The organism is Shewanella sp. NKUCC06_TVS, assembly GCF_019345515.1.
Lineage (GTDB): Bacteria > Pseudomonadota > Gammaproteobacteria > Enterobacterales > Shewanellaceae > Shewanella > Shewanella oncorhynchi.
Genome location: NZ_JAHKQX010000003.1, coordinates 190200 through 213853, shown reverse-complemented (window position 1 = coordinate 213853; position 23654 = coordinate 190200). Strand labels below are relative to the sequence as shown.

Below are 23654 nucleotides of genomic sequence, written 5' to 3'. Positions count from 1 at the left end.
TGCCATTTAGAGGGGCAATGATTCAACCATAAGCGACTCACCGTTTAGGCGAATGCAGCCGCTTTTATCTGAGCTATGTTGTTGTAGATTTTCAGCGAGCCAATATTGCCCTGCTATTGAAACGAGTTCGGCCTCCAGAGAGTGGGCAATGATAACGGCGCTGGTATCGCCCGCGGCGCCTGCCATGGCTTTCCCTCGTAATGCGCCATAGATATGAATGCTACCATCTGCGATGACTTCTGCGCCATTGCCTACCGCACCAAATATGATTAAATCACCATTTTTTGCGTAGACTTGTTGGCCTGAACGAATATTTTGCTTCACTATTTTAGTTTGGCGCGGGGCCGGCGGCGGGGTACTGCTCTGTTTTCCCGCTTTGACTATGGCAAGGCCTAAGTCTTTAGCCTGTTTACTGAGTACGGTTGTGGCGCCCGTTATACCAACAATCACTAATTGACGTGAGATCAGCAGATCCTTTAACGCACTTAAATTCAAGCTGTCGTGCTGAATGGCACTCAGATTGACGACTAAAGGAGCACCCAGAAAAAACTGAGGAGCCTGTGCCAATTTATGGTCTAATTCAGTCATGACAGCTTGTAAATCGCTGCTATTAATATGAAGCACTGAAAGAGTAAAAGAAGCGCCTTTTAACTCTAAGCTAGGTTTTGACATCCCGGCACTATTCTCCAGAAATCATCAGTCGGTTCGCTGATTTTACAATTAAATTACTAGGCGACCATGTTATAGTGTGCCCCATTGACTGGCAAGTTTGAACTATTGGATATTTGATTCTTATGCTATGTGCCGTTTATAAAAGTAGCCGAAAGGCTGATACTTATTTATTTGTGAAGAAAAGAGATTGTTTTGACGATGTTCCAGTGCCTTTGATGGAAATGTTTGGCGTGCCAAAGTTGGTGATGGTGTTTCCTATCGCTAAACGCGACGCGTTAGGAATGGCAGATATACATAAAGTCAGAGCAGCAATGGCAGAAAATGGCTTTTATTTACAAATTCCACCACCTCAGGTGAATTTATTGGCTGAGCATAAGCTGAGCCTTGGGATCAAAGATTAACCAGGTAGCATCAAGACGCTGCTAATGAGCTCAGGCGCGTCAAACCACACTCGTTAATCTCAGTGGCATTGCGTATCTGACGACAAATTAGTGTAAAATAGCCCGCATTGAGCGGGTTTTTTATTAAGAAGATACAGTTAATCATGGCATTTTGGCAGAGTAAAACATTAGCGCAGATGAGCACAACCGAGTGGGAATCCCTGTGTGACGGTTGTGGTAAATGTTGTTTAAACAAGTTGATAGATGATGAAACCGAAGACTTGTATTACACCAATGCAGCTTGCCTTTTGCTTGATCATCAAACGGCAGGCTGTCTGCATTACAGTGACCGTTTCACCCATGTCCCCCAATGTACAGTGATCACGATTGATAATATCCATGAGTTAACTTGGTTGCCCGACAGTTGTGCCTATCGCCGCCTAGCGGCAGGGCGTGAGCTACCGAGCTGGCACCCGCTGCTCACAGGCTCCAAAGAAGCGATGCATTTAGCGGGTATGTCGATCCAAGGCAAGGTGGTGGATGAAAGACGCGTAAAGGATATTGAAGATCATATCGTGCTATGGCCACTTAAAGACGTGGATTAACAGACGTGAATTCATTTTGCCGTAGCGTTATCGATTGAAAATTAACTTATTAATTGAAACGACACTTGTTGATTGGAAAGTGACCGTCAGAATGAAAACAACAAGGGAGCGATTATCGCTCCCTTGTGCATTTTGGGTGTTAAGTGAATTCAAATTCCATCAAATAATGCTCGACTAGATTTTTAATCCCACCATCAACTGATCAAGTTGACCAGCTGTTGCTTGCAGCTCATCACAACCTGAAACCGACTGGTTGGCCGATTGCTCCACATCGTGTGATTGGTTGCGAATTTCCATTAAGTTAGTTGCAATCTCGTTGGCCACTGCCGATTGCTCTTCGGCCGAGGTCGCAATTAGCACACTCATTTCAAACACTTTGTTGCTGTGGTGGGCGATAAACTCTAAGTCTTTACCCGTTTGCAGTACGTGTTGTTTACCTTCATTGGCTTGATTCACAGTACGCGACATCACTTGTGTCAGATTGCGAGTACCCGATTGAAGTGATTCGATCATGGTTTTGATTTCAACCGTTGCGGCCTGAGTTCTCCCCGCTAAAGTACGTACCTCATCTGCCACCACGGCAAAGCCACGACCTTGTTCACCGGCGCGCGCCGCTTCAATCGCCGCGTTGAGGGCCAGTAGGTTGGTTTGCTGGGAAATCGCATTAATAGTTGACACCACTTCATCAATTTTACTGGCGTTGTCATTGAGTACACCTACCGCATTTGAGGCCGCGGAGATTTCATCCGATAACACATCGATGGCCTTAACTGTGGTTTCAATATCTTTCCCGCCTGCGCTAACCTGTTGATTGGCTTCTTGGGTTTCGGCTGAGGATTGTTCGGCATTGCGGGCAACTTCTTTCACTGCGGCAGTCATTTCTTCCATTGCCGTCGCTAAGGAGTCCAGATGTTGTCTCTGGTTTACCGCCAAGGATTGACCTTGCTGCGCTGTGCTACGAAACGATGATACAACTTCGCGTATTTTAGCGGTCGATTCTGCGATTTGCTTGACTAAGGTATGTTGACGTTCTACTAAGGTATCTATGCTGATGGCTAAGATACTGAACTCGTCTTTTACTTCGAAGAAGTTTAAACGCCCCGTTAAATCACCCGATGCGGCCCGTTTTAATGCCATCACTGTCGTATAAAGTGCGCCGCCTACGAAGGTTGAAATGTAATAGCTGAACAAAAATAGCACAAACAAGAGTGCCGCCATTAGGCCATAAACCAGCAGGTTATCGTTGGCGAGCAAGGCATCAATTTCTTTGCCGTCTAGGGGAATAATCGTGATCAGATTTTGATCGTTAACCCGACTCACAGCTCTAGGTTGCTTACCGCTGTCATCGATACCACCGCCGCTGCGAGCGATGGATTGCGCTTTGCTATCGGCTTCATTTACCAAAACAATGCTGACATTACCTTTGATTTCGCGACTTAGCTGGCTAAGGATAGTTTGGCGTTCTGGCTCTGGTAGTTTGTTATATAAGCTGCCAGTGACTTGGTTGATTTGTTGTGAAGCATTTTGCAGACTGTTGAGCTGTCCTTGAATTAAGGTTTGCTGGGATTGGTTATCTAGGAAAAGCGCCAGTCCGACAATCATTAACATGGGAACGATAGAGAGAATAGCGAATTTAGTTTTTAAGGTCATATGGATAAGATATTGATCTATCCAGCGAAATTTTACTTCTTTCATGAGTGCCTCGATAAAATGGGCTATAAACCGAATTTATATCGGTCAGTTTGCCATAGACTTTATAGTTTTCTGTTTTGTAATGATTTATATGGTTAATGTAGTCTAATTGCAGTCGTTATTGTGTTGTTTGCTGCAATTTTGGCAAGGTACAGGTGTGAGTTTACAGTTTAGTTACAAATGCTGCTAGTGGCTGAAAGCGGAAGTTGTTTACGTCAGAATCGAGGTTTGGGTTTCCCCTTGAGCAAAACTCAGGCTCTGAACTGGGGTAACACATGAATTTGCATGATAAAAACCCCCAATAAGCCCTAGTAATATGCCGCTCGCTCGCGTAAAATTTCTATCCTTTTATTTCGTTATAGCTAGCAAAGCGTCTGGCATTAACGCCCGATAACCTGAGCACCCAAATAGCCTGAAAGTTTGGCGCCCATAGCACTTGTTTATCAAGCGCGACTATGCAGTGGAAGAGAAAATGCAGCAGTTAACTGAGATCGTAGAACAAGCCTTAGTCATTATTGACCAGGCCAGTGATCTAAAAGCACTGGATGATATCCGTGTCGATTACCTTGGTAAGAAAGGTAAGATCACCGACATGATGAAAATGATGGGTAGCTTAAGCCCTGAAGAAAAGCCAGCCTTTGGCCAAGCGGTCAATGATGCTAAACAGGCGATTCAACAAAAATTAACTGAGCGCATCGATGGTCTGAAGAGTTCGGAATTGGAAGCCAAATTAATCGCTGAAAAGATTGATGTGACTTTGCCAGGCCGCACCCAAGAGATCGGTGGCTTACATCCTGTGACTCGAACCATTGAGCGCATCGAAACCTTTTTCGGGGAATTAGGGTTCTCGGTAAAGCAGGGCCCTGAAATTGAAGATGATTTCCACAATTTCGACGCACTGAATATCTCTGAGCACCATCCAGCGCGTGCTGATCATGATACCTTTTATTTCAATCCTAAACTGATGCTGCGTACCCAAACTTCGGGCGTGCAAATCCGTACTATGGAAACTGAAAAACCACCATTACGCATTATTTCTCCTGGTCGTGTTTATCGTAACGATTACGACCAAACTCACACGCCTATGTTCCACCAAGTGGAAGGGCTTTTGGTTGATGAGCATGTGAACTTTGCCGAATTGAAAGGCATTTTGCATGACTTCCTGCGTAATTTCTTCGAAGAAGATCTGCAAGTGCGTTTCCGTCCATCTTACTTCCCATTCACTGAACCTTCAGCGGAAGTGGACGTGATGGGCAAAAATGGTAAATGGCTAGAAGTGCTTGGCTGCGGTATGGTACATCCGAATGTGCTGCGCAGCGTTGGCATAGATCCAGAAAAATACTCTGGTTTTGCTTTTGGTATGGGTGTCGAGCGCTTAACTATGTTGCGTTACGGCGTAAACGATTTACGTGCGTTTTTTGAAAACGACCTACGTTTCCTGAAGCAATTTAAATAACGGAGCTGTAATAGCATGAAATTTAGCGAATCTTGGCTTCGTGAATGGGTAAACCCTTCAGTCAGCCGTGAAGCATTATCCCACCAGATCACTATGGCCGGTCTCGAAGTCGATGACGTTGAAGCCGTAGCTGCCGATTTTAGCGGTGTGGTGATTGGTGAAGTGGTTGAGTGTGGTCAGCATCCCGATGCCGATAAACTGCGCGTGACCAAAATCAACGTTGGTGGTAGCGAACTTATCGATATCGTCTGCGGTGCACCAAATTGCCGTCAGGGTCTTAAAGTGGCCGTGGCTATGGTTGGCGCCGTATTACCTGGCGATTTCAAAATCAAGAAAGCCAAGCTGCGTGGCATGCCATCAGAAGGTATGTTGTGTTCATACAGCGAGCTTGGCATTAACGTAGAAAGCGATGGCATCATCGAATTGCCATTGGACGCGCCACTTGGCACTGACATCCGCGATTATCTGCAACTTAATGATGCCGTTATCGATGTAGATTTAACGGCTAACCGTGCCGATTGCTTAGGCATGGTAGGTCTTGCCCGTGAAGTAGGCGTGTTAAACCGCCAAGCTGTGGTTGAGCCACAGTGGCAAGCCGTCACGCCAACGACAGATGTGAAGGTCACGATTAACGTTAACGCGCCTGCAGCGTGTCCACGTTACTTAGGCCGTGTGGTTAAAAACGTCAATGTGAAAGCGCCTACGCCATTATGGATGCAGGAAAAACTGCGCCGTAGCGGTATTCGCTCTATCGATCCTATCGTAGACATCACTAACTTTGTGTTGATTGAATTCGGTCAACCTATGCACGCTTTCGATCTGGCCAAATTAACAGGCGATATCCAAGTGCGTTTAGGCACTGGCGAAGAGAAAATCACCCTGCTTGATGGCAGCGAAGTGACCATCCCAAGCGATACCTTAGTGATCGCCGATGATGCGCGTCCATTAGCCCTTGCTGGTGTGTTTGGCGGCGAATATTCAGGCGTGAGCGACACGACCCAAGACATACTGCTTGAATGTGCGTTCTTCGCGCCGCTTGCCATTATGGGTAAGTCACGTCGTTTAGGTTTGCATACAGATTCATCACACCGCTTTGAGCGTGGTGTTGACCCTGAGATGCAACACAAGGTTATCGACCGTGCTACGCGTTTAGTTCTGGATATCTGTGGCGGTGAAGCTGGCCCTGTAGTTGAGGCTAAATCAGAGGCTGATTTACCCAAACCTGCACAAATCGTTTTACGTCGCAGCAAGTTAGATCGAATTTTAGGTCACCATGTACCTGATAGCGATGTCGTTGAAATCCTACAACGTTTAGGTTTTAGTGTGGTTGTTGGCCAAGATAGTTGGCAGGTCACTACCGCGACTTATCGTTTTGATATGGCGATTGAAGAAGATTTGATCGAAGAAGTTGCCCGTATTTACGGTTATAACAATATCCCGAATACGGCGCCTGTTGCCGCACTGCGTATGTCAGATCATAAAGAATCTGACTTAAGCCTAAAACGCGTGCGTGCCTTATTGGTCGCTCGTGGTTTCCAAGAAGCGGTAACCTACAGCTTTGTCGATCCAAAACTGCAAAATCTGGTTCACCCTGGTTTAGACGCTATGGTGTTACCAAACCCAATTTCCAGTGAAATGTCGGCCATGCGCCTGTCAATGTTCACCGGTTTATTGGCCGCCGTTGGCTACAACCAAAGTCGTCAACAGAGTCGCGTGAGACTTTTTGAAACTGGCCTGCGCTTTGTTCCTGATATCAATGCAGAATCCGGTGTAAGACAGCAAGCAATGCTCGCTTGTGTCATTACTGGGCTCCAAAATGATGAACATTGGGCTATGGAATCGAAAACTGTTGATTTTTTCGACCTTAAAGGTGATTTAGAAGCAATTATCGGCTTGACAGTTTCCGCATCAGAATTTAGCTTTAGAGGAGCGACGCATTCTGCTCTCCATCCGGGGCAATGTGCTGAAATATTGAGAAATGATCGAGTGATCGGTCATATAGGTGCAATCCATCCTAGTTTGGAGAAGCCTTTTGGACTCAATGGTAAAACCATCGTTTTTGAGTTGGAATTGGATGCTTTATTGCATACCAGTTTGCCGCTAGCCCAAGCTGTATCTAAGTTTCCAGCTAATCGTCGTGACATCGCAGTCGTAGTAGATGAGAGTGTATCTGCAGGTGATGTAATGAAATTGATAAGAAAAGTTGGCGAAAATCAGTTGGTTGGCATAAACTTGTTCGATGTATACTTAGGTAAAGGTGTTGAACCTGGCAAGAAGAGCCTGGCGATAGCACTTACATTACAAGACACTACTCGTACGCTTGAGGAAAAAGAGATTGCTGAGACCGTTGGTTCAGTCGTTTCTGCCCTTAAGTCCGAGTTCAACGCATCGTTGAGGGATTAAAGTATGGCACTTACCAAAGCCGAAATGGCAGAACATCTTTTTGAAACACTCGGAATGAACAAACGTGTCGCCAAAGAGATGGTTGAGTCGTTCTTTGAAGAGATTCGGGGCGCACTTGAAAGTGGTGAGCAGGTCAAGTTATCTGGCTTTGGCAACTTTGACCTTAGGGACAAGAATCAAAGACCGGGAAGGAACCCAAAAACAGGCGAAGATATCCCAATTTCTGCTCGTCGTGTCGTGACTTTCCGTCCCGGCCAAAAGCTGAAAACTCGTGTAGAAGCAGCAAACACGGGTAAGTAATTTCGTTTGTTTGATGGGAAAGCCACTCCTTAGAGAGTGGCTTTCCTGTTTATTTTTTCGTGCAATATCTCCATTGTTTTTATCCACTGTCTGAGGTGAATTCTTTGTCAAGACAGCCCAAACATTTTGACCGTCGTTTTAAACTCGCCTTATTACACCCTAGATACTGGGCCACTTGGTTAGTGATTGGTCTATTAGTGATTTTCGGACTCATGCCCGCATGGCTGCGTGATCCTATTGCAAGATTATTGGCAAAAATAGTGATGCCAATTGCCAAAAAGCCTATTAGTGTTGCAAGAGCCAACTTAAGGGCGTGCTTTCCAGAACAATCCACCGCCGAGATTGAAGTGTTAATCCGTGAGAACGTGCAAAACTTCGTTTTGGTGTTGTTAGCACAGGGCGAATTGCTGGTGCGCTCAAAAGCGCATTTACGTCGTCGAGTTAATTTAATCGGCTTTGAGCATGTGACTAAAGCGCAGGCTGCGGGGCAGCCGATCATTTTCATCATGCCCCATGTGTGGCCAATTGATTATGCTGGTTTACGCCTTAACCTTGAGTTGCCTATGGTGACTATGGCCAAAGCCCATAAAAACGGGTTATTCAATTGGTTTAGTAATCGTGTACGCAGCAGTTGTGGTGGCCATGTGTATATGCGCGAGGCGGGCATTCGGGCGTTATTGGCTGAGCTTAAGCGCGGTAACAGTTTCTTTTATCTTCCCGATGAAGACTTAGGTCCTGAACAAAGCGTGTTTGCGCCTTTTTTAGGCACAGTGAAGGCAACGCTACCTGTTGTTGGGCGTTTAGCGCAGGCGGGTAATGCCCAAGTGCTGCCAGTAAAGATTGGCTACAACCAAGCGACACGCCAATTTGATCTCACTGTGATGACGGCCGTTGCGCCCGAAGACATGGTCGGCAAGGAAAACGAGGCGTTGGCACTGAACAAAGTGGTCGAGCAAGTTATCTTAGCTTATCCAGAGCAGTATATGTGGTTCCTGCGGGTGCTCAAGACGCGCCCAGAGGGTGAAGCTTCTATCTACAGCTGATGTAGCGTGACTGAAATAGTGTGGTTTAAAATGGCTTTGAGCGCTGTGTGCTCGAAGCCATTTTTGTGTTGAAGAGCGTTCTTTATTGATAGCATTCTTTATTTATAGAGCGTTTTATCAATAGCGTTGTCGTTAACAATGCGTATCGTGGATGATTAATCCTCGTTCTGCTCCATCTCAAGTTGCATCAGTAACATATCTTCGCCATCGAGTACGCGAGTACGAAAGCTTTGACATGCAGGGCAGACGACCGTGCGCTCACTCAGTACGGATTCAGTCTGGCAGTCTTGGCAAAGTATCACTAGCGGCTGAATTTGCATATTGAGTAGGGCTTCTTTGCAAATCCCATCGAGCTTGAACGTATCGAAGGCCGTTTGTAGCAGGCTAGGTTCAACCCCGCTCATGACTCCCAGTTTGATATCCACTCGGGTGATTTTATCGGCATGATTGGCCAGCGCGTGCTGTTCGCATTGCTCAATCAGGGCACTCACAATCGAATATTCGTGCATCAGCAAATCCTTGGCAGCAGTTCACCTTGGGGAAGATCGAGATAACGCTTAGTATTCCAAGGCGTTCTTAGTACGACTTTCCCCACTAAATCATCACTCACAGTGCCGATTATCGCTGCATGCTCACAGCGCCCAAAGCGTTGCATGATCTCGAGCGCGCCTAAGGCGATGTCGTTGGGAACAGCGAGGATGAAAGTGCCTTCGTTGGCAAGATCCATGGCTTCGAAACCATAGAGTTCGCACAGACCTTTGACTTCATCGCTAACGGGAATACTGGCTTCATTCACTGTGATGCCGACATTGGAGGCGACGGCCCATTCGTTGAGCACCGCCGATAAGCCGCCGCGAGTCGCATCGCGCATCGCATGAATGGGAATATTGGCGGCGATCAATTGCTCGACTATCGGCCAGAGCGTCGCGCAGTCACTTTGTAATGCTGATTCGAGCGTGAGTCCTTCACGCGCCATTAAAATCGCTGCACCGTGGCAGCCAATATCACGGGAGACAATAATGGCATCGCCCACGGTGACATTCGCCGAGGAAATATTGGGACGCAAGATGCGACCAATGCCTGAGGTATTAATAAATAAACCATCGGCGCACCCCTTGGGTACGACTTTAGTGTCGCCGCAGACTATCCGTGCACCACTGTGTTTTAATTCTTTCGCCATACTGCGGACAATCGTCGTTAAATCCTTGATAGAAAAGCCTTCTTCGATGATCACACTACAACTCAAAAACTGAGGTTCTGCGCCCATCATAGCGAGATCGTTGACTGTGCCTGCGATGGCGAGCTTGCCGATATCACCGCCGGCAAAAAATAAAGGGGATACGGTGAAAGAGTCCGTGGTAAAGGCGTTGGCACCGTGCAAATCGAGTTTAGCAGCGTCTTCTTCGCTGCGAAGGATTGGGTTATCAAACTCGGCAAAAAACAGATCACGGATCAGTTTATTCATTTCTTTGCCGCCACCGCCGTGGCTGAGTTGAATGGATTTATCTTTAAGCGTATCAGCCATGATGTGGCTCCTTGATATCGATACCTTGATAGCGGTAATAGGCATTGCAGGCACCTTCGGAGCTGACCATGCAACTGCCTAAGGGCGTTTCGGGATTGCAGCCGCGGCCAAAAACTTTACAGTCCTTTGGTTTAGCAAGCCCACGAAGTATATCGCCGCACTGGCAGGCTTTATGATCGTCAATTTCCTTCACAGGTAGGCGGTCTTTAAAGCGCAGTTCGGCCTCTCTATGGGCATATTCGGGTTTAAGCTGCAGCGCTGAATTGGGGATTGGGCCTAGTCCACGCCAGCGAAATTGCGGTCTGACATTGAAGAATTGATTTACTTTGGCCTGCGCCGTGAGGTTGCCGTCCTCCGATACTGCACGGCTGTATTGGATATCGAGCTCAGCTTTGCCCGCGGCTTTTTGGCGCACAATCCGTAAAATCGACTCCATCACATCGACGGGCTCAAATCCTGCGACAACCACTGGCGTGCCATAGTTTTCGACTGTGCTGCGATAGATTTTTGCGCCACTGATCACGCTCACATGGGCTGGGCCGATAAAGGCGTTGACCCTCGCTTTTGGATCGTGCATCACGGCATCAATTGCGGGTGGCACTAATACATGATTGATATGAAATAGTAGATTTTCGAGTTTTTCTTGTTCGGCCAGTTGTAACAAAATTGCTGTCATTGGGGTTGAGGTTTCAAAGCCAATGGCGAAGAACACTACGGTTTTATCGGGATTGTCGCGGGCAATTTTGAGCGTATCTAAGGGATCGTAAATTGGGCGAATATCGCAGCCCTTGGCCCTAAAACTGGCTAAAGAGCCTTGAGAACCGGGCACGCGGATCATATCGCCCAGGGTCACAAGAATAACATTTTCTTGGGAGGCAAGCGCCGCGGCTTGGTCGATGCGCTCTTTAGGCATAATGCACACTGGGCAGCCAGGACCATGGATAAATTCAATATTATCCGGCAGTAAATCTAGCAAGCCGTATTTCATAATCGTATGAGTATGGCCACCACAGACTTCCATGATATTGATTTGTTGCTTAACCAATTTAGCGGTTAACTGAATATCCCGTGCTAAATTGGCAATCGTTTGGGGATCGCGAAAGCCTTGATAGAGGTGTCTTAGTTCAAGCATGCTTTTTCCTCGGTGCACTCGATAGGGGTGCGCCTTGCGACTTAATCCTGCACTGCTGATGGTCAGTGTATGGCTTCATTTTCAAGCTTAGTGACGATTTCTTTGTATAGATCAATGCTTTGCTGCGCATCTTCCTTATCAATTTTGTTCATCACAAAACCAATATGAATAAGCACATAGTCACCAATCTCCAGTGGTTCATTCATTAAATGACTGCTGACATCGCGGCGCACGCCTAAGGTATCGACGGTGACACTCTGGCGCTCAATATCGACCGCCACCACTTGGGAAGGTATGGACAAGCACATTATTGTGCACCTCGAATATTGTCTTTAAGCCAAGCGGCTACAGCCTGCATGGAGTCGCCATCTTTAATTGAGACTTCAATAATTTGAGTTGCTGGATTGAGTTTTTTAAGCTGCGCTCTGGCTTCGTCCATCTTGAAATCAAAATAGGGCAGTAGATCGCACTTAGTGATAAAAACTACATCGGCGCGGCGGAACATCACAGGATATTTTTCAATCTTATCATCGCCTTCTGGCACTGATAGCAGCACGATATTTTTGTGAGTGCCCACATCATAACTGGCTGGGCAGACGAGATTACCGACGTTTTCGACAAAGCAAATATCGAGTCCTTCAAGCGGCAGATGATGTAGGGCACCGTGCACCATAAAGGCGTCGAGGTGACAGGCGCTGCCCGTTTGAATTTGATAGGCTTTAATGCCTTTAGCGATGAGGCGGTCGGCATCGCGGGAGGTTTCTAAGTCGCCTTCGATCACCGCATAGTTGAGCTTAGTGTATTCTTTGAGATTTTCTAATAGGGTGGTTTTGCCACTGCCCGGGCTACTCATGATGTTGAAGGCAGTAATGTTATGTGCCTCAAAGTGGGCGCGGTTATGACCTGCTTCGACATCATTTTTATCTAAAATTTTGTGGATGACTGACAAGGTTTTTTTATCGTTTAACTGAGGATTTGTGTGTAACTCTTGATGGCTATGCTCATGAGTATGTGAATGGTCATGATTATGCTCATGGCTATGGGCATGCGCGCCTAGATGATCATGGTCGTGGCGGGTAAGGGAGCAGCCGCAGTCTTTACACATTTTACCTCTCCTTGTATCGGCAGAGTACGAGGACTTTGCCTGACAAATAATGATTGATGTACGAATCGTTAATTTGGTTACGCTAATGTTGAGTGTGATACAAATTGCGCTACGGATCTTTGATGTTCGTCAGGTTTATGGGGATAAAAATGGCGAGCGAACATCAGGGGTTATCAAATAAGTAAGGTTATTGACTCTGATGAATGCCATACCAAAGTTGGCCTAGGGCGATGCCGCCATCATTGATGGGTATCTGTTTACTGGATAACACTTTATTTCCTTGGGCGCTGAGCTTGCTCAGGCAGTATTCTAGGAGGTATTTATTTTGAAATACGCCACCGCAGAGCACGGTTGGGAGGTGTTGATACTGGGCAGCATAATCACAAATAGCATCACCTAAGGTGTGTAAAAATGCACGGGCGATGGCATAGCATCTATTGTCTGTTAGCGGTTGTGCTGTAATCAATTCAACAATTTGCTTGAACATCTCACTGCTTCGCCACTGGTCGATGTCAAGAGGTAAGTTAAGCGAAATGACTTCAAGGGCTAATGCATCGGCGCGATTGGCCGCGGCTTCTATCGACATGCCCGCTTGACCTTCAAACAGTGTGGTTTCGATTAAACCTAAGGCGCAGGCGAGGGCATCGAACAGTCGCCCTACAGAGGAGGTTTTTATCGCGCTGCCGTTCTGCCAGATCTTATGTAAGTTAGTCAGAGTGTTTGGGCGCATGTTGTTTAATATAGGTAATTGCAATGCGAGTACAGCATCGAGGCTCATTTGCTCGAATAATAATGCCAGTAACAACCTAACGGGTTGCTTAATGGCTTGCTCGCCGCCTAGCAGGGCTATGGGCTCAAAATGGGCCAGTCGCTGCGCTTTATCGAGCGTAGTTAATAGCACTTCACCGCCCCATAAACTGCCATCGTCGCCAAGCCCAGTACCGTCAAAACTAAAGCCCAATACGGGATCTCGATATTGATTAACCGCCATTACGCTGAGCACATGGGCATGGTGGTGTTGCACCGATAAACATTGATTTTGACTGGTATCGCTGAGTTTTACACTCGAGTTTGAGTGCATTTCAGCCCAGCGCGAAGGGGCATAATCTGGGTGTTTATCGCGAATAATAAGATTTGGCGTAAAGTGATACAACCGAGCAAAAGTGGCTAAGGTGCGCTCAAAATACTGCTCGGCGCTGACACTGAACAGGTCGCCAATATGGGGACTTAAAAACACATTATTGCCAAAGCCTAAGGCGATGGCATTTTTTTGTTGTGCGCCCACGGCCAAAATTGATTGGGTCAGCGGTATCTCTAAGGGGAAACTTAACGGTGCATAGCCGCGGGCGAGGCGCAATACTTGCACCTCTGCGGAGGAATCCAGTTGCGGCTGGATCACTTGCATCACACTATCATCACAGCCATTAATAATCGGCCGATTATGATCGACTATCGCATCCACCACATGGCTTAAGTGACTAATAAGCTCATCACAATCAGTGATGATAGGTTCACCGGAAACATTGGCGCTGGTCGCAACTAATGGCCCTTTGAAGAGACCTAATAGCAAATGATGTAGCGGTGTGTAGGGTAAAAATACCCCGAGTTTATTCAGATTGGGGGCGACAGCTAAGCTGAGATCATGTTCGGCTCGGCTGCTCATCAGCACTATGGGCCTTTCCTGCGAACTCAGCACTCGCCACTCGGCATCCGTCCCTGTGACATAGTGCTGCGCCATGGTGATATCCGCCATCATCACCGCTAGCGGCTTGGCTTGGCGCTGTTTTCGCAGCCGGAGTGCGTTGACGGCATTGTCACTTCGGGCATCACAGATTAAGTGAAATCCACCCAATCCTTTAATTGCCAGAATCTGCCCTTGGCGTAATCTGCCAGCCGCTGCTGTCAGTACCGCAAGGTCCGTACTCAATTCAGGTGCGCTGACATTTGAGGCACTGGGAAGGATGTATTCCCCTTGCGGTGTTTTTAAACTGAGTCTAGGGCCACAGGCGGGGCAACTCACGGGCTGGGCATGGTAGCGACGGTCGAGTGGGTTTTGATATTCTTTGGCGCACTCGGGACACATGTCAAAATCGGCCATGGCGGTGTGGTGTCTATCATAGGGTAAAGCATTGATAATCGTGTATCGAGGGCCACAGTTAGTGCAGTTGGTAAAGGCATAGCCAAAGTGGCGGTCATCAGGATTATGTATATCGTTCATGCAGTCTTGGCAGGTACTTTTATCTGCCGATACCGCCACTTGCGCACCTATCGGTGAACTTGGGTCATCGTCCTCATGGCTGTCGCTTTTTATAATCTCAAACGTGGTTTCGCTTAATAAAATCGGCAGTGGTATTTGACTGATATTGTCGATACGGGCGAGTGGCGGTGGAGTGGTATTGAGTACAGTGACAAAGCGAGTGAGGTTTTCATCATTACCTTGCAGCTCAATGGTCACGCCCTTGGCATTGTTGAGCACAGTACCCGTCAGTTGAAACTCAAGGGCATAACGATAGACAAAGGGGCGAAATCCCACCCCTTGTACTATGCCAGTGACGTGCAACTGACAACGCTTTAACGTGGCTCCCTTGTGGACAAGGTATTCCAACGCGAGCCTTCGTTTTATCTGCAGGCCACTGTGCTTTTTGTGGCGACTATTATGCCTATGTGGCTGCATGCGTTGTGACTTAACTTTTGGCCTCCTAATCATGGGCATTTAGTTGTCGCTGCTTAACGTAAAGTGCACCAACGGCTAAGTTATCGCCGTCTAAATCTAGGCTGCGATTGATCACCAATGGAAAGTTTTTGCCTAAGCGCAAGCTGATGCGTTTGCACAGGGTTTCATTGATTAATTCATTGCCCGCTAAGGCTATATTGTGCACGCCGATATTTAAGTCGATATGCTCGATCCAGTTAGATAAATAGTCCGCCAGCGAGTCTTGCATCGCAAAGGCGAGCTGACTCGGATCGTCATTACCCGCAATACGAAAACTTAACACTGTGCCTAAGGTTTTACACCAATTTAGGCTGCGGTGGGCTTCACCTTTGGTTAGCGGATAATCGATACGCGGTGCATTGGCACCGTGGTAGCGCATGGCGGCGGCCATGAGTGCATCGCTGAGCCTTGCTTGGCTTTGAGTCTCTTCTTGTGTATTAAGGCCAATTAATATGGCAGCAATCGCCCACAGGCTTTGTAAGTTGTTCCGTCTGCCGTGAAGCTTTAGGCTTAAAAGTTTTAGGTAATCTTCGGGGAATAGGCTCTTAAATTTTTGCGCTACGGCTTTTTGCGGACTGCTGTCCAGTTGATGGAAGATTTCGTAACCGTTATCGGGCAGCTCGGGCAGGGCGAAGAAAAGTTCAGTGTCGCCCTTATTATCGCAGGTGACAATTTGACTGGCGTGGGTATGGCTTAAGTAAATGACCGCGGCATTTTTTGCCTGTTTATGACTGGTAAATTTACCGTTGAGCAGCGCACTAAATAGCGCAGCGTCTGCAAGGGTGTGATTTTCTGTGTTGACTGTATTTTGATTATTATCGCTTAGCATACTAGTGCAATGAATATCACTGTCTTCACTTGACGGTACTTGAGTCAATACTGCCACACTCAGTTCACCTTGGTGCGATCGTGAACGTTTCGCCGCCTGCCATTGGGCTTGATAACCGTGAAGACTGACTTTTTCCCTTAAGGGTTCTGGAGCGATAAAGTGCTTGGTTTGAACCTGTGTTGAGCTTAAATCGTGACTGGCGATTTGTGCCCAAGCACCATCGACCCAAGCTAGCTTCGGCCTATTATGCGGCCCTTTAATGTAAACCCAATCGACCCCTTTTTGTCGTAATACTTCCCCGAGCACTAAGATCACTCGGCTGTAGGCAAAACAAATGTCGTACAGTGGCGCACTGAGTTTGTCGTGTTCTTGCGTGGGTCTCGCGCAGATAAGTGGCTTTTCAATACTCGAAAGCGCGAGCACCTGCGCATCGTTCAGGCAGAAATGGGCGTTCAGCGTATTGGGATTACAAATTAACAGTTGTGGCCGCTCGCTTAAGGGCTGCTCAAACGGTGTCAGGCTGATTTGCAGATTATCGGCGGCCGCTAATGTCAGTGGGCTTTGTGTCAGCAGTCCCTGTGCCATGGCTTTAATATCTGACAAGGTTAACGCTTTTTGTGCGGACGTTAATTGTGTTTCGCCCTTGCAGCAAGGGCAAATTAAATCGAGTGTGCCAAACTTAGCCGACTGATTATCGCCAATCAACGGATAACAATGCTGGCAAAAAGGCACTATGGCAGGGCTTGATCCAGACTGTGGAAAGGGCAGTAAGGTTCTACTGCCTTGGGGCTCGTCGATGACTTTAATACTAGAGTCAATCAACCAAGCGGAAATCAAAAAATCCGCGGCAATGGCATCGGCCAATTGTTCTAGTTGGTTTTGCTCGCCCTGAGCTTCAATAAAATAGCTTTGAGGGCCAAAGTCATGTTGGCCTGCACTATATTGACCTGAGCTATATTGACCATCACAGCCTATGCTGATATTTAGTTCATCATAATTTAGATATTGATTACATAAATGCGCGTACAAAGGCACCTGACGTGAGCAGGTAAAATCAAATCTGATGTTTTTCATCTTCTATATACTTTCACCAGTAGTAACGCCACGTTTATAAGAGTCAGGGATCAGCGAGTCGATACTATGCTCGGCAACACGCGTCGCAGTGAACCCAAGGGAGGCTAAGTGGGATAACAAGCTTGATTCCATTAAAGGTACCGCGGCGGCGACTTTAGGGGTCAAGCCTAGCACCATAGGTTCGAGCACTGTTGGGGTGACTCCCAGCACAAAGGTCTTAGGTCTGTCGCCAACCATTTCCATCATATTGAGGGTTTGCAGCATTTCGACTTCATGGGCGCTGCCTTGCCAGTCGATTTCCTTCGGCGCTTTATCAAAATCGAAGAAATAGACTTCGCCCGCTTCTACGCCATTGGCATTAACTGTATCGACCACGATTAAATAATCGTATTGGCAAATAATAGGGATAAGTCCCTGAGCCAAGGTGCCGCCATCGAGCAGCTTTAGCTGGTGGGACTCATGGGTAAACTGATAATTATCAGCTATATAATTGACAAAATGTACGCCGATGCCTTCATCGGCGTACAGGACATTGCCAATACCGAGTAGCAATATCTTCATTGGACTCCTAGTGGTGTGAGTCTGGCTTTGGGTAGTCATAGCCAGAGACAATCGAGTCAACTGAGTTATGTTTGAAGCGTATCCCTGACCAAACCGCCATATAGACGTGGATAACTACAAAGATAACAAATGCCCAAGTGAGGTAGTGATGCCAAATCCTAACTTGTGCCAGCCCACCCATTTGTGCCGTGATCCAAGCGGCGCTGCCCCAAAGCATGCCACCTAAACCTTGGTGATACACATTGGCGTACAACACCAGACCCGTTATACATATCACAAGAGCGACCAGTGAGATTGCTACATAAGTCACAAATTGCAGCGGTCCATAGACACCGGCTTTATGTAAGTGCCCCATCCATAAGTAAGATTTCAGTTGAGTGATCCAGCTTTTTACGCTCATGACATCGCGAAATGAGCGCCGCTCAATGTCGCTTCGGCTGAAAAAATACAGGTAGAAGCGCACTAAAGTGATTGCGGTTAGTACAAAACCGCAGATCAGATGAGCGAAGCGGATCCAGCCTTGTACGAGTACGTCCGTACTTTCAGGCGCCACCAGAAACGGCCAAGCAATATAGAATCCGGTGATCACTAGCACCAGAATTGACAGTGCCCTGAGCCAGTGAAAAATCCGTATTGCCGGACTAAAAATCAGTGTCCGAATGCGGGTTGCAGAATGGTTCATTTTGCGTTCCCTCCCTCGATTATTGACCATTGGGACTGACACGGAACTCGCTCAATGCTTGGCCTTTGAAATCCATTACGTGTACAGAACACGCCATGCAAGGGTCAAATGAGTGAATAATACGTATCACCTCAAGGGGCTTAGTAGGATCTTCCAGTTTCAAGCCAATTAAAGAGGCTTCATAGGGACCCATTTTACCGTTGGCATCCACAGGACCTGCGTTCCAGGTCGTTGGTACGACGGCTTGATAGTTCTCAATCACTCCATTTTTAATGCGGATCCAGTGGCTTAACATGCCGCGTGGCGCCTCGATCATGGCGTGACCTACATACTCTTTATTTGGATCAATATTGGGTTTTACATAGGTAGATTCATCGGACTGGATATTCGTCAGCAGCGCATCAAAGGTTTTTAACCCTTCTTGGGCGACGATAACTGTCTGCAACATACGGGCTGCGGTGCGACCTAAAGTGGTAAATAGGGCGGCAACGGGTAGACCTGTGCGAGCGAGCAGGCCATTAACCGAATCCACGACCACCTTGTTACCACGGGCATAACTCACCAATAGGCAGGCGAGTGGACCCACTTCGACGGGTTCACCTTGATAACGGGGAGATTTCACCCATGAGTATTTGCCATCACCATCCAGTGTTGGCAATTTGCCGTAGACTGTATCGCGTTCAACAAAACCAGTGTAATTAGGAATCGTTGTACCGTCATAGGGATGTTGCGGTGCATCGGCGCTATACCAAGCGTGGCTGACGTCTTCGGCAATCAAATCTGGATTCACATCACTGACGCCGGCAAGGTCGCCATTCATGATCACGCCTTGATTAAACATGTATTCGCCATTGGCTAACACAAAGTCATCGGTCGCCATGAAGTTTTTCACGTTTACGCCGCCCAACACGCTAGGTTCAGTACCAAAGGCTTCGGCCGCCATCACGATATCTGCTTGATAGGCACGCAGGATAAAGTCAGTCACGGTCGCATGTTTTTGCTTCCATTCCTGCAGGCGAGCAGGGCTGAGCATGTCGCGCACCGAAGTCACACCACCGACAACAACGGATTGTGGATGTGGTGATTTTCCACCAAAAATGGCTAGCATTTCTGCCGCAACACGTTGTACTTCAAGCGCTTTAAGGTAGTGAGATAGCGCGATAAGGTTTTGCTCTGGGGTAAATTTATAGGTGCCGTTGCCCCAATAAGCGTTGGCAAATGGACCTAATTTTCCCGTTTCGACAAAGCCTTTAACTCTTTCTTGTACCGCTTTTAAATCACCTTCACCCGCCGCTATGGGATGGTCTGTGTATTTCAGGGCAACTTGTGCCGCTTTAGCAGGATCGGCGCTCAGTGCAGAAACCACATCAACCCAATCTAAGCCGTGTAGATGGTAGAAATGCACAATATGGTCATGCATGTATAAAGAGGTTTGCATTAATGAACGTAAGTATCTCGCGTTCAATGGAATTTGAATTCCTAGCGCATTTTCAACCGCTTCAGTACCGCAGCGGTAGTGGGAATAGGTACATACGCCACAGATACGTTGCACAATAAGGCCAACATCCATAGGCGTGCGGCCTTTGAGAATGACTTCAATACCGCGCCAAAGTGTGGAGGATGACCAAGCCTTGTTGATGACGTTATTTTCATCAACTTCGACTTCGATACGTAAGTGACCCTCGATACGTGTGATAGGGTCGATAACAACGCGCTTGCTCATGGGTTATTCCTCCAGCGGTTTGGCAAAAATACTGGCAACGGCATGGGCTCCAATGCCCACCACAGTCGCGCCTAAAATCACCGCACCAATAGTATCTGCGGTCGCATCCAATCCATGGAGGAGTTGACGGCCAAGGGGTTTTTCAAAGTCAGCCATATCGTCCCAGAAGTTAGGTTCTGAGCAACCCATACAACCGTGTCCAGCGAGTACTGGCCAGCTAGTGTGATGGTTAAAGCGCTCGGTTGGGCAGTTGTTGTAGGTGTAAGGACCTTTACAACCGACTTTATAAAGGCAGTAGCCTTCTTTCGCACCGTGATCGCCAAATTCTTCAACGAATTCACCAGCATCGAAGCGGCCGCGGCGTTCACAGTTATCGTGTACCCGTGCGCCGTAAGCCCATTTAGGTCTATTAAACATATCCAGCGCAGGTAATTTTCCGAACATGATGAAGTACATCAAAGTGCCGACTATGTTCTTTTCACTCGGTGGGCAACCGCCTAAGTTAATCACGGGTTTACTGACCACTTCATGCACGCCTTTCGCCCCCGTTGGGTTTGGATAAGCGGCTTGCACCCCACCAAACGCCGCACAAGTGCCGACAGAGATAATCGCGGCGGCGCCTTCTGCAGCATGCTTGATGATTTCTAAACCCGTGTGGCCTTTACAACCCACAGTTAAGAAACTGCCGTTATTTGCAGTCGGAATCGCCCCTTCAACGGCCAGTAAATAGCGGCCCTTGTAGGTTTCGAGTGCATGTTCGAGGTTTTCTTCGGCTTGCCAACCCGCTGCAGCCATTAAGGTTTCGTGATATTCCAAGGAAATATGATCGAAAATCAGTGAGTCTAGATTGGGGGTATCGGTACGAATTAAAGATTCGGAGCAGCCAGTACATTCGGCCATATGTAACCAGATTAAGGGTACACGATCGGCTAATTCGGCAGCTTCGGCCACTAAGTTACTAAAGGGGAGTGGTAATGCGAGCATGCTCGTCACCATGGCACTCCACTTCATAAAATCACGGCGACTAATACCGTGCTGTTGCATTTTCTCAATCAGCGATTGTTGTTGACGGGGAGCGAATTGGCGTAACGCATCTAAGCGCGCCTTTCCCTGTTCATATAGGGCTGCATGTGTGTCCATGGGTCAACCTTTTTGTTATTTAAATGTAAATTGGTAAGGGTTTACATAATTGACAGTGTCAGTTTAGGCCGTTGGAGTGTAAAGATTATTGATGTATATCAAGAATTTTTAAGAGATGTGACCGAACTGATTTTGACATTTAATTAACATGACACAGATCTAATTTCACTTTTTCTAATGGGACAAAATGTCTCACATTTGCCATTTTGGATGAAATCGGTCACTTAATCAGCACTCATGTGATTAAGGCGATGCAGATGACTATGGTTCATTCGCGTGGTGAGTCTGGGCGAGTAGGTTAATTAAACTTATATAAGCTTGTTTAAGAAAACCTTAAGATTCAGTTAATAGATTCGAACGTAATCGTTAACGCGGAATATGCTATGAAGAAAATATTATTGTTACTCAGTTTATTGGCCGCAGGCGTACAAGCCGCGCCATCGCTGGACTATCAAGTGTTTAACGCGCAAAACCAAGCCGTTTCCCTGAGTGAGTTTAAAGGCAAAGTCGTCTATGTCGATTTTTGGGCATCCTGGTGTGGCCCTTGCCGTAAATCGTTTCCTTGGATGAATGAAATACAAAAAAAGTATCAAGATCAGGGATTAGCTGTCGTGGCAATCAACCTAGATACAGATAACGAGTTAGCCCAGGAATTCTTGAAACAAGTCCCTGCCAATTTTTCAGTGCGTTTTAACCCCGAAGGTGATGTCGCTCGCAGTTTCGATTTGCTGGGCATGCCGAGCAGTTTTATGTTCAATCGTCAAGGTCAGTTAGTACAGCATCATGTTGGCTTTTATGCCGATAAAACCGCTGAATACGAGCAAGAGCTCGTCAATTTACTGAAGGAGTAATTTATGCTTAAACCCGCATTAGTCGCAGTAACGCTCATCATAGGTTTGAGTGGATGTTCAAGTTTAGGAGTGCAGCCGTGGGAGAAAGGCCAGTTGGCCCGCAGCGATATGGCGCTCGACAGTGAAAAGCTCGATCTTGCACTCGATGATCATATTTATTTTAGTAAAGAAGGCAGTAGCGGCGGTCGTGCATTTGCCGGTGGCGGATGTGGCTGTAACTAAACTCTCCGTTGGTGTTATTTGCCTTTAGATGTTACGAATAAATGTAACGCACAGATGTAATGAACAGATGTACTAAAACAAATGTGACGAGCAGATGTTCTAAAATCTGGGGCGAAATCCCGCGGTATTGAATAGATGGAAGTGACCTACAGGTGTTGTCAGCTATGACCCAAAAAAAGAACCAAATAAATACAAGACAATCGAAGCAGATAGCGGGTGCTCTCGCATTAGCCAGTTGTGGACTGTTTGCAACAAGTGGCCATGCGACTGAATTATCTAAAAAAGCTGACGACTGGAAGATCGATGCTGCGTTAATGTATTACGGTGAGCAAGATAGAGTACAAGCCATCGAAGCCATAGGCACAGCGCAAAAAGCCTTTGGCGATGACAGTGTGCTGGATCTCAAACTCGTGGTTGACAGTCTAACGGGACCTTCAGCATCGGGCGCTGTGGCCCAAAGTACCAGCCAAACGTTTACTCGACCATCAGGTAATGGGCAATATCATGTTTCAGCGGGGGAAACGCCGTTAGATGACACCTTTCACGATACTCGCGTACAAGCCAATGTCGGTTGGAGTGAAGTGCTAACACCAGATTGGAAACTCAGTGTTGGCGCATATGGCTCGAAAGAGTTTGATTATATGTCAATGGGCATCAATGCCGGAATTGAGCGAGGGTTTAATAAAGACAACACCACTTTATTTTTAGGTACGGCTTATAGTTTCGATGTGGTTGACCCCGTTGGCGGTCGTCCGGTGGATTTATCTTCGATGGTCATTCGCGATAACTTCACCAGTGAGGAAGCTTATCGAAGCGCATTCGATGCGACTCGTCAAGGTGGCAGTGATAATAAGCAGACCGCGGATGTGATGTTAGGTATCACCCAAGTGCTTAGTCAGCGCTGGTTGTTGCAGGCCAATTACGGCTTGTCGAGTGTGAATGGCTATTTAACGGATCCCTACAAGGTGCTCAGTGTGGTGGATAACAACGGCATTACTCAGGATTTATTGTATGAAAGCCGCCCCGATTCGCGCTTGAAGCACAGTTTTTACGTGATGACCAAAGGCGCATTAGATGCGGGTGTGGTGGATTTTTCCTATCGTTATAATACCGATGACTGGGACCTCACATCGCATACCTTAGAAACCCATTATCGGTATTACTTTACGGGCAATTTCTATGGACAATTACATCTGCGCTATTACCAACAAACTGCGGCTAACTTCTATCAACCTTTCTTGATGGCGGATACGGCACTGCCAGAGTTTGCCAGTGCCGATTATCGTATCGGTGATATGTCAGCTTATACGATTGGGGTTAAATTTGGCCATAGATTATCGGGCGGTCATGAAATGTCGTATCGCTTAGAGTATTACCAACAGGACCCGAAAAATAACGGCGCTACAATTCCTGGAGAGCTGCAAAACTTCGATCTATTTCCGACTCAGAAGGCAATTACAGCACAGTTTAGTTATTCTTTTTAATACGAAATAATGCTACTGGCTCAGATAGCAAGGCGTTAAACTGTATGGGTAGCTTAGCTACC

The 23654-nt window shown here is 47.1% G+C and carries 22 protein-coding genes; 9 read left to right on the top strand and 13 right to left on the bottom strand.

Translation table 11 applies throughout. The annotated features are described in order from the left end of the window. Window positions 1-6: 6 nt before the first annotated feature. Window positions 7-672 (bottom strand): septum site-determining protein MinC, encoded by a 666-nt coding sequence (minC, locus tag KO531_RS04780; protein WP_006086392.1) that lies wholly within the window; start codon window positions 670-672, stop codon window positions 7-9. Between the two features lie 122 nt (window positions 673-794). Here minC and KO531_RS04775 point away from each other — a divergent pair, with 122 nt between their 5' ends. Continuing rightward, window positions 795-1073, top strand: coding sequence for a YcgL domain-containing protein (locus KO531_RS04775; protein WP_028760191.1), 279 nt, complete (start codon window positions 795-797; stop codon window positions 1071-1073). 143 nt (window positions 1074-1216) lie between these two features. Next, window positions 1217-1657 (top strand): YcgN family cysteine cluster protein, encoded by a 441-nt coding sequence (locus tag KO531_RS04770; protein ID WP_219250509.1) that lies wholly within the window; start codon window positions 1217-1219, stop codon window positions 1655-1657. 174 nt (window positions 1658-1831) lie between these two features. On the opposite strand, the gene KO531_RS04765 is transcribed toward KO531_RS04770, so the two are convergent. Then, window positions 1832-3352, bottom strand: a complete 1521-nt coding sequence (locus KO531_RS04765; protein ID WP_219250508.1) for a methyl-accepting chemotaxis protein — start codon at window positions 3350-3352, stop codon at window positions 1832-1834. A gap of 469 nt (window positions 3353-3821) precedes the next feature. Here KO531_RS04765 and pheS point away from each other — a divergent pair, with 469 nt between their 5' ends. The 4 genes from pheS (at window position 3822) to lpxM (ending at window position 8551) form a co-directional block, all read left to right on the top strand. Continuing rightward, on the top strand, window positions 3822-4805 hold the full coding sequence (gene pheS, locus KO531_RS04760) for a phenylalanine--tRNA ligase subunit alpha (RefSeq protein WP_006081368.1): 984 nt from the start codon (window positions 3822-3824) through the stop codon (window positions 4803-4805). Between the two features lie 15 nt (window positions 4806-4820). Continuing rightward, entirely contained in the window at window positions 4821-7208 is a 2388-nt protein-coding gene (pheT, locus tag KO531_RS04755) for a phenylalanine--tRNA ligase subunit beta (protein WP_219250507.1), read from the top strand. Window positions 7209-7211: 3 nt separating this feature from the next. After that, window positions 7212-7508, top strand: a complete 297-nt coding sequence (ihfA, locus tag KO531_RS04750; RefSeq protein ID WP_006081370.1) for an integration host factor subunit alpha — start codon at window positions 7212-7214, stop codon at window positions 7506-7508. A 104-nt stretch (window positions 7509-7612) separates the two neighbouring features. Next, complete coding sequence (gene lpxM, locus KO531_RS04745; RefSeq protein ID WP_219250506.1) at window positions 7613-8551, top strand: lauroyl-Kdo(2)-lipid IV(A) myristoyltransferase; 939 nt, start codon at window positions 7613-7615, stop codon at window positions 8549-8551. 155 nt (window positions 8552-8706) lie between these two features. Here lpxM and hypA read toward each other — a convergent pair whose 3' ends face one another. From hypA to hyaA, 11 genes are all read right to left on the bottom strand, one after another. Continuing rightward, a complete protein-coding gene (gene hypA / locus KO531_RS04740; RefSeq protein WP_028760186.1) occupies window positions 8707-9060 on the bottom strand; it encodes a hydrogenase maturation nickel metallochaperone HypA in 354 nt (117 codons plus the stop codon). Beyond that, complete coding sequence (gene hypE / locus KO531_RS04735; protein ID WP_219250505.1) at window positions 9060-10076, bottom strand: hydrogenase expression/formation protein HypE; 1017 nt, start codon at window positions 10074-10076, stop codon at window positions 9060-9062. The genes hypA and hypE overlap by 1 nt, the downstream gene beginning before the upstream one ends. Beyond that, window positions 10069-11208, bottom strand: a complete 1140-nt coding sequence (hypD, locus tag KO531_RS04730; RefSeq protein ID WP_219250504.1) for a hydrogenase formation protein HypD — start codon at window positions 11206-11208, stop codon at window positions 10069-10071. Before hypD ends, hypE begins: the two co-directional genes overlap by 8 nt. Window positions 11209-11270: 62 nt before the next feature. Beyond that, window positions 11271-11516 carry a HypC/HybG/HupF family hydrogenase formation chaperone gene (locus KO531_RS04725; RefSeq protein WP_028760183.1) on the bottom strand — a complete coding sequence of 82 codons (246 nt, stop codon included), beginning with the start codon at window positions 11514-11516 and terminating at the stop codon, window positions 11271-11273. After that, window positions 11516-12313 (bottom strand): hydrogenase nickel incorporation protein HypB, encoded by a 798-nt coding sequence (gene hypB, locus KO531_RS04720; protein WP_113939527.1) that lies wholly within the window; start codon window positions 12311-12313, stop codon window positions 11516-11518. Before hypB ends, KO531_RS04725 begins: the two co-directional genes overlap by 1 nt. Before the next feature lie 187 nt (window positions 12314-12500). Beyond that, a complete protein-coding gene (gene hypF / locus KO531_RS04715; RefSeq protein ID WP_219250503.1) occupies window positions 12501-14918 on the bottom strand; it encodes a carbamoyltransferase HypF in 2418 nt (805 codons plus the stop codon). Window positions 14919-15012: 94 nt separating this feature from the next. Continuing rightward, on the bottom strand, window positions 15013-16929 hold the full coding sequence (locus KO531_RS04710) for a NiFe hydrogenase (RefSeq protein WP_219250502.1): 1917 nt from the start codon (window positions 16927-16929) through the stop codon (window positions 15013-15015). Between the two features lie 3 nt (window positions 16930-16932). Continuing rightward, on the bottom strand, window positions 16933-17490 hold the full coding sequence (locus KO531_RS04705) for a HyaD/HybD family hydrogenase maturation endopeptidase (protein ID WP_028760179.1): 558 nt from the start codon (window positions 17488-17490) through the stop codon (window positions 16933-16935). A gap of 7 nt (window positions 17491-17497) precedes the next feature. Continuing rightward, on the bottom strand, window positions 17498-18172 hold the full coding sequence (gene cybH / locus KO531_RS04700) for a Ni/Fe-hydrogenase, b-type cytochrome subunit (RefSeq protein ID WP_028760178.1): 675 nt from the start codon (window positions 18170-18172) through the stop codon (window positions 17498-17500). Between the two features lie 19 nt (window positions 18173-18191). Beyond that, a complete protein-coding gene (gene hyaB, locus KO531_RS04695; RefSeq protein ID WP_028760177.1) occupies window positions 18192-19895 on the bottom strand; it encodes a nickel-dependent hydrogenase large subunit in 1704 nt (567 codons plus the stop codon). A gap of 3 nt (window positions 19896-19898) precedes the next feature. After that, window positions 19899-21035, bottom strand: a complete 1137-nt coding sequence (hyaA, locus tag KO531_RS04690) for a nickel-dependent hydrogenase small subunit (protein ID WP_028760176.1) — start codon at window positions 21033-21035, stop codon at window positions 19899-19901. Between the two features lie 383 nt (window positions 21036-21418). Here hyaA and KO531_RS04685 point away from each other — a divergent pair, with 383 nt between their 5' ends. The 3 genes from KO531_RS04685 (at window position 21419) to KO531_RS04675 (ending at window position 23592) form a co-directional block, all read left to right on the top strand. Next, window positions 21419-21886 (top strand): TlpA disulfide reductase family protein, encoded by a 468-nt coding sequence (locus tag KO531_RS04685; RefSeq protein WP_028760175.1) that lies wholly within the window; start codon window positions 21419-21421, stop codon window positions 21884-21886. Window positions 21887-21889: 3 nt separating this feature from the next. Continuing rightward, window positions 21890-22108 carry a DUF4266 domain-containing protein gene (locus KO531_RS04680; protein ID WP_028760174.1) on the top strand — a complete coding sequence of 73 codons (219 nt, stop codon included), beginning with the start codon at window positions 21890-21892 and terminating at the stop codon, window positions 22106-22108. Window positions 22109-22272: 164 nt separating this feature from the next. Next, on the top strand, window positions 22273-23592 hold the full coding sequence (locus KO531_RS04675) for a DUF3570 domain-containing protein (RefSeq protein ID WP_219250501.1): 1320 nt from the start codon (window positions 22273-22275) through the stop codon (window positions 23590-23592). Window positions 23593-23654: the final 62 nt, after the last annotated feature.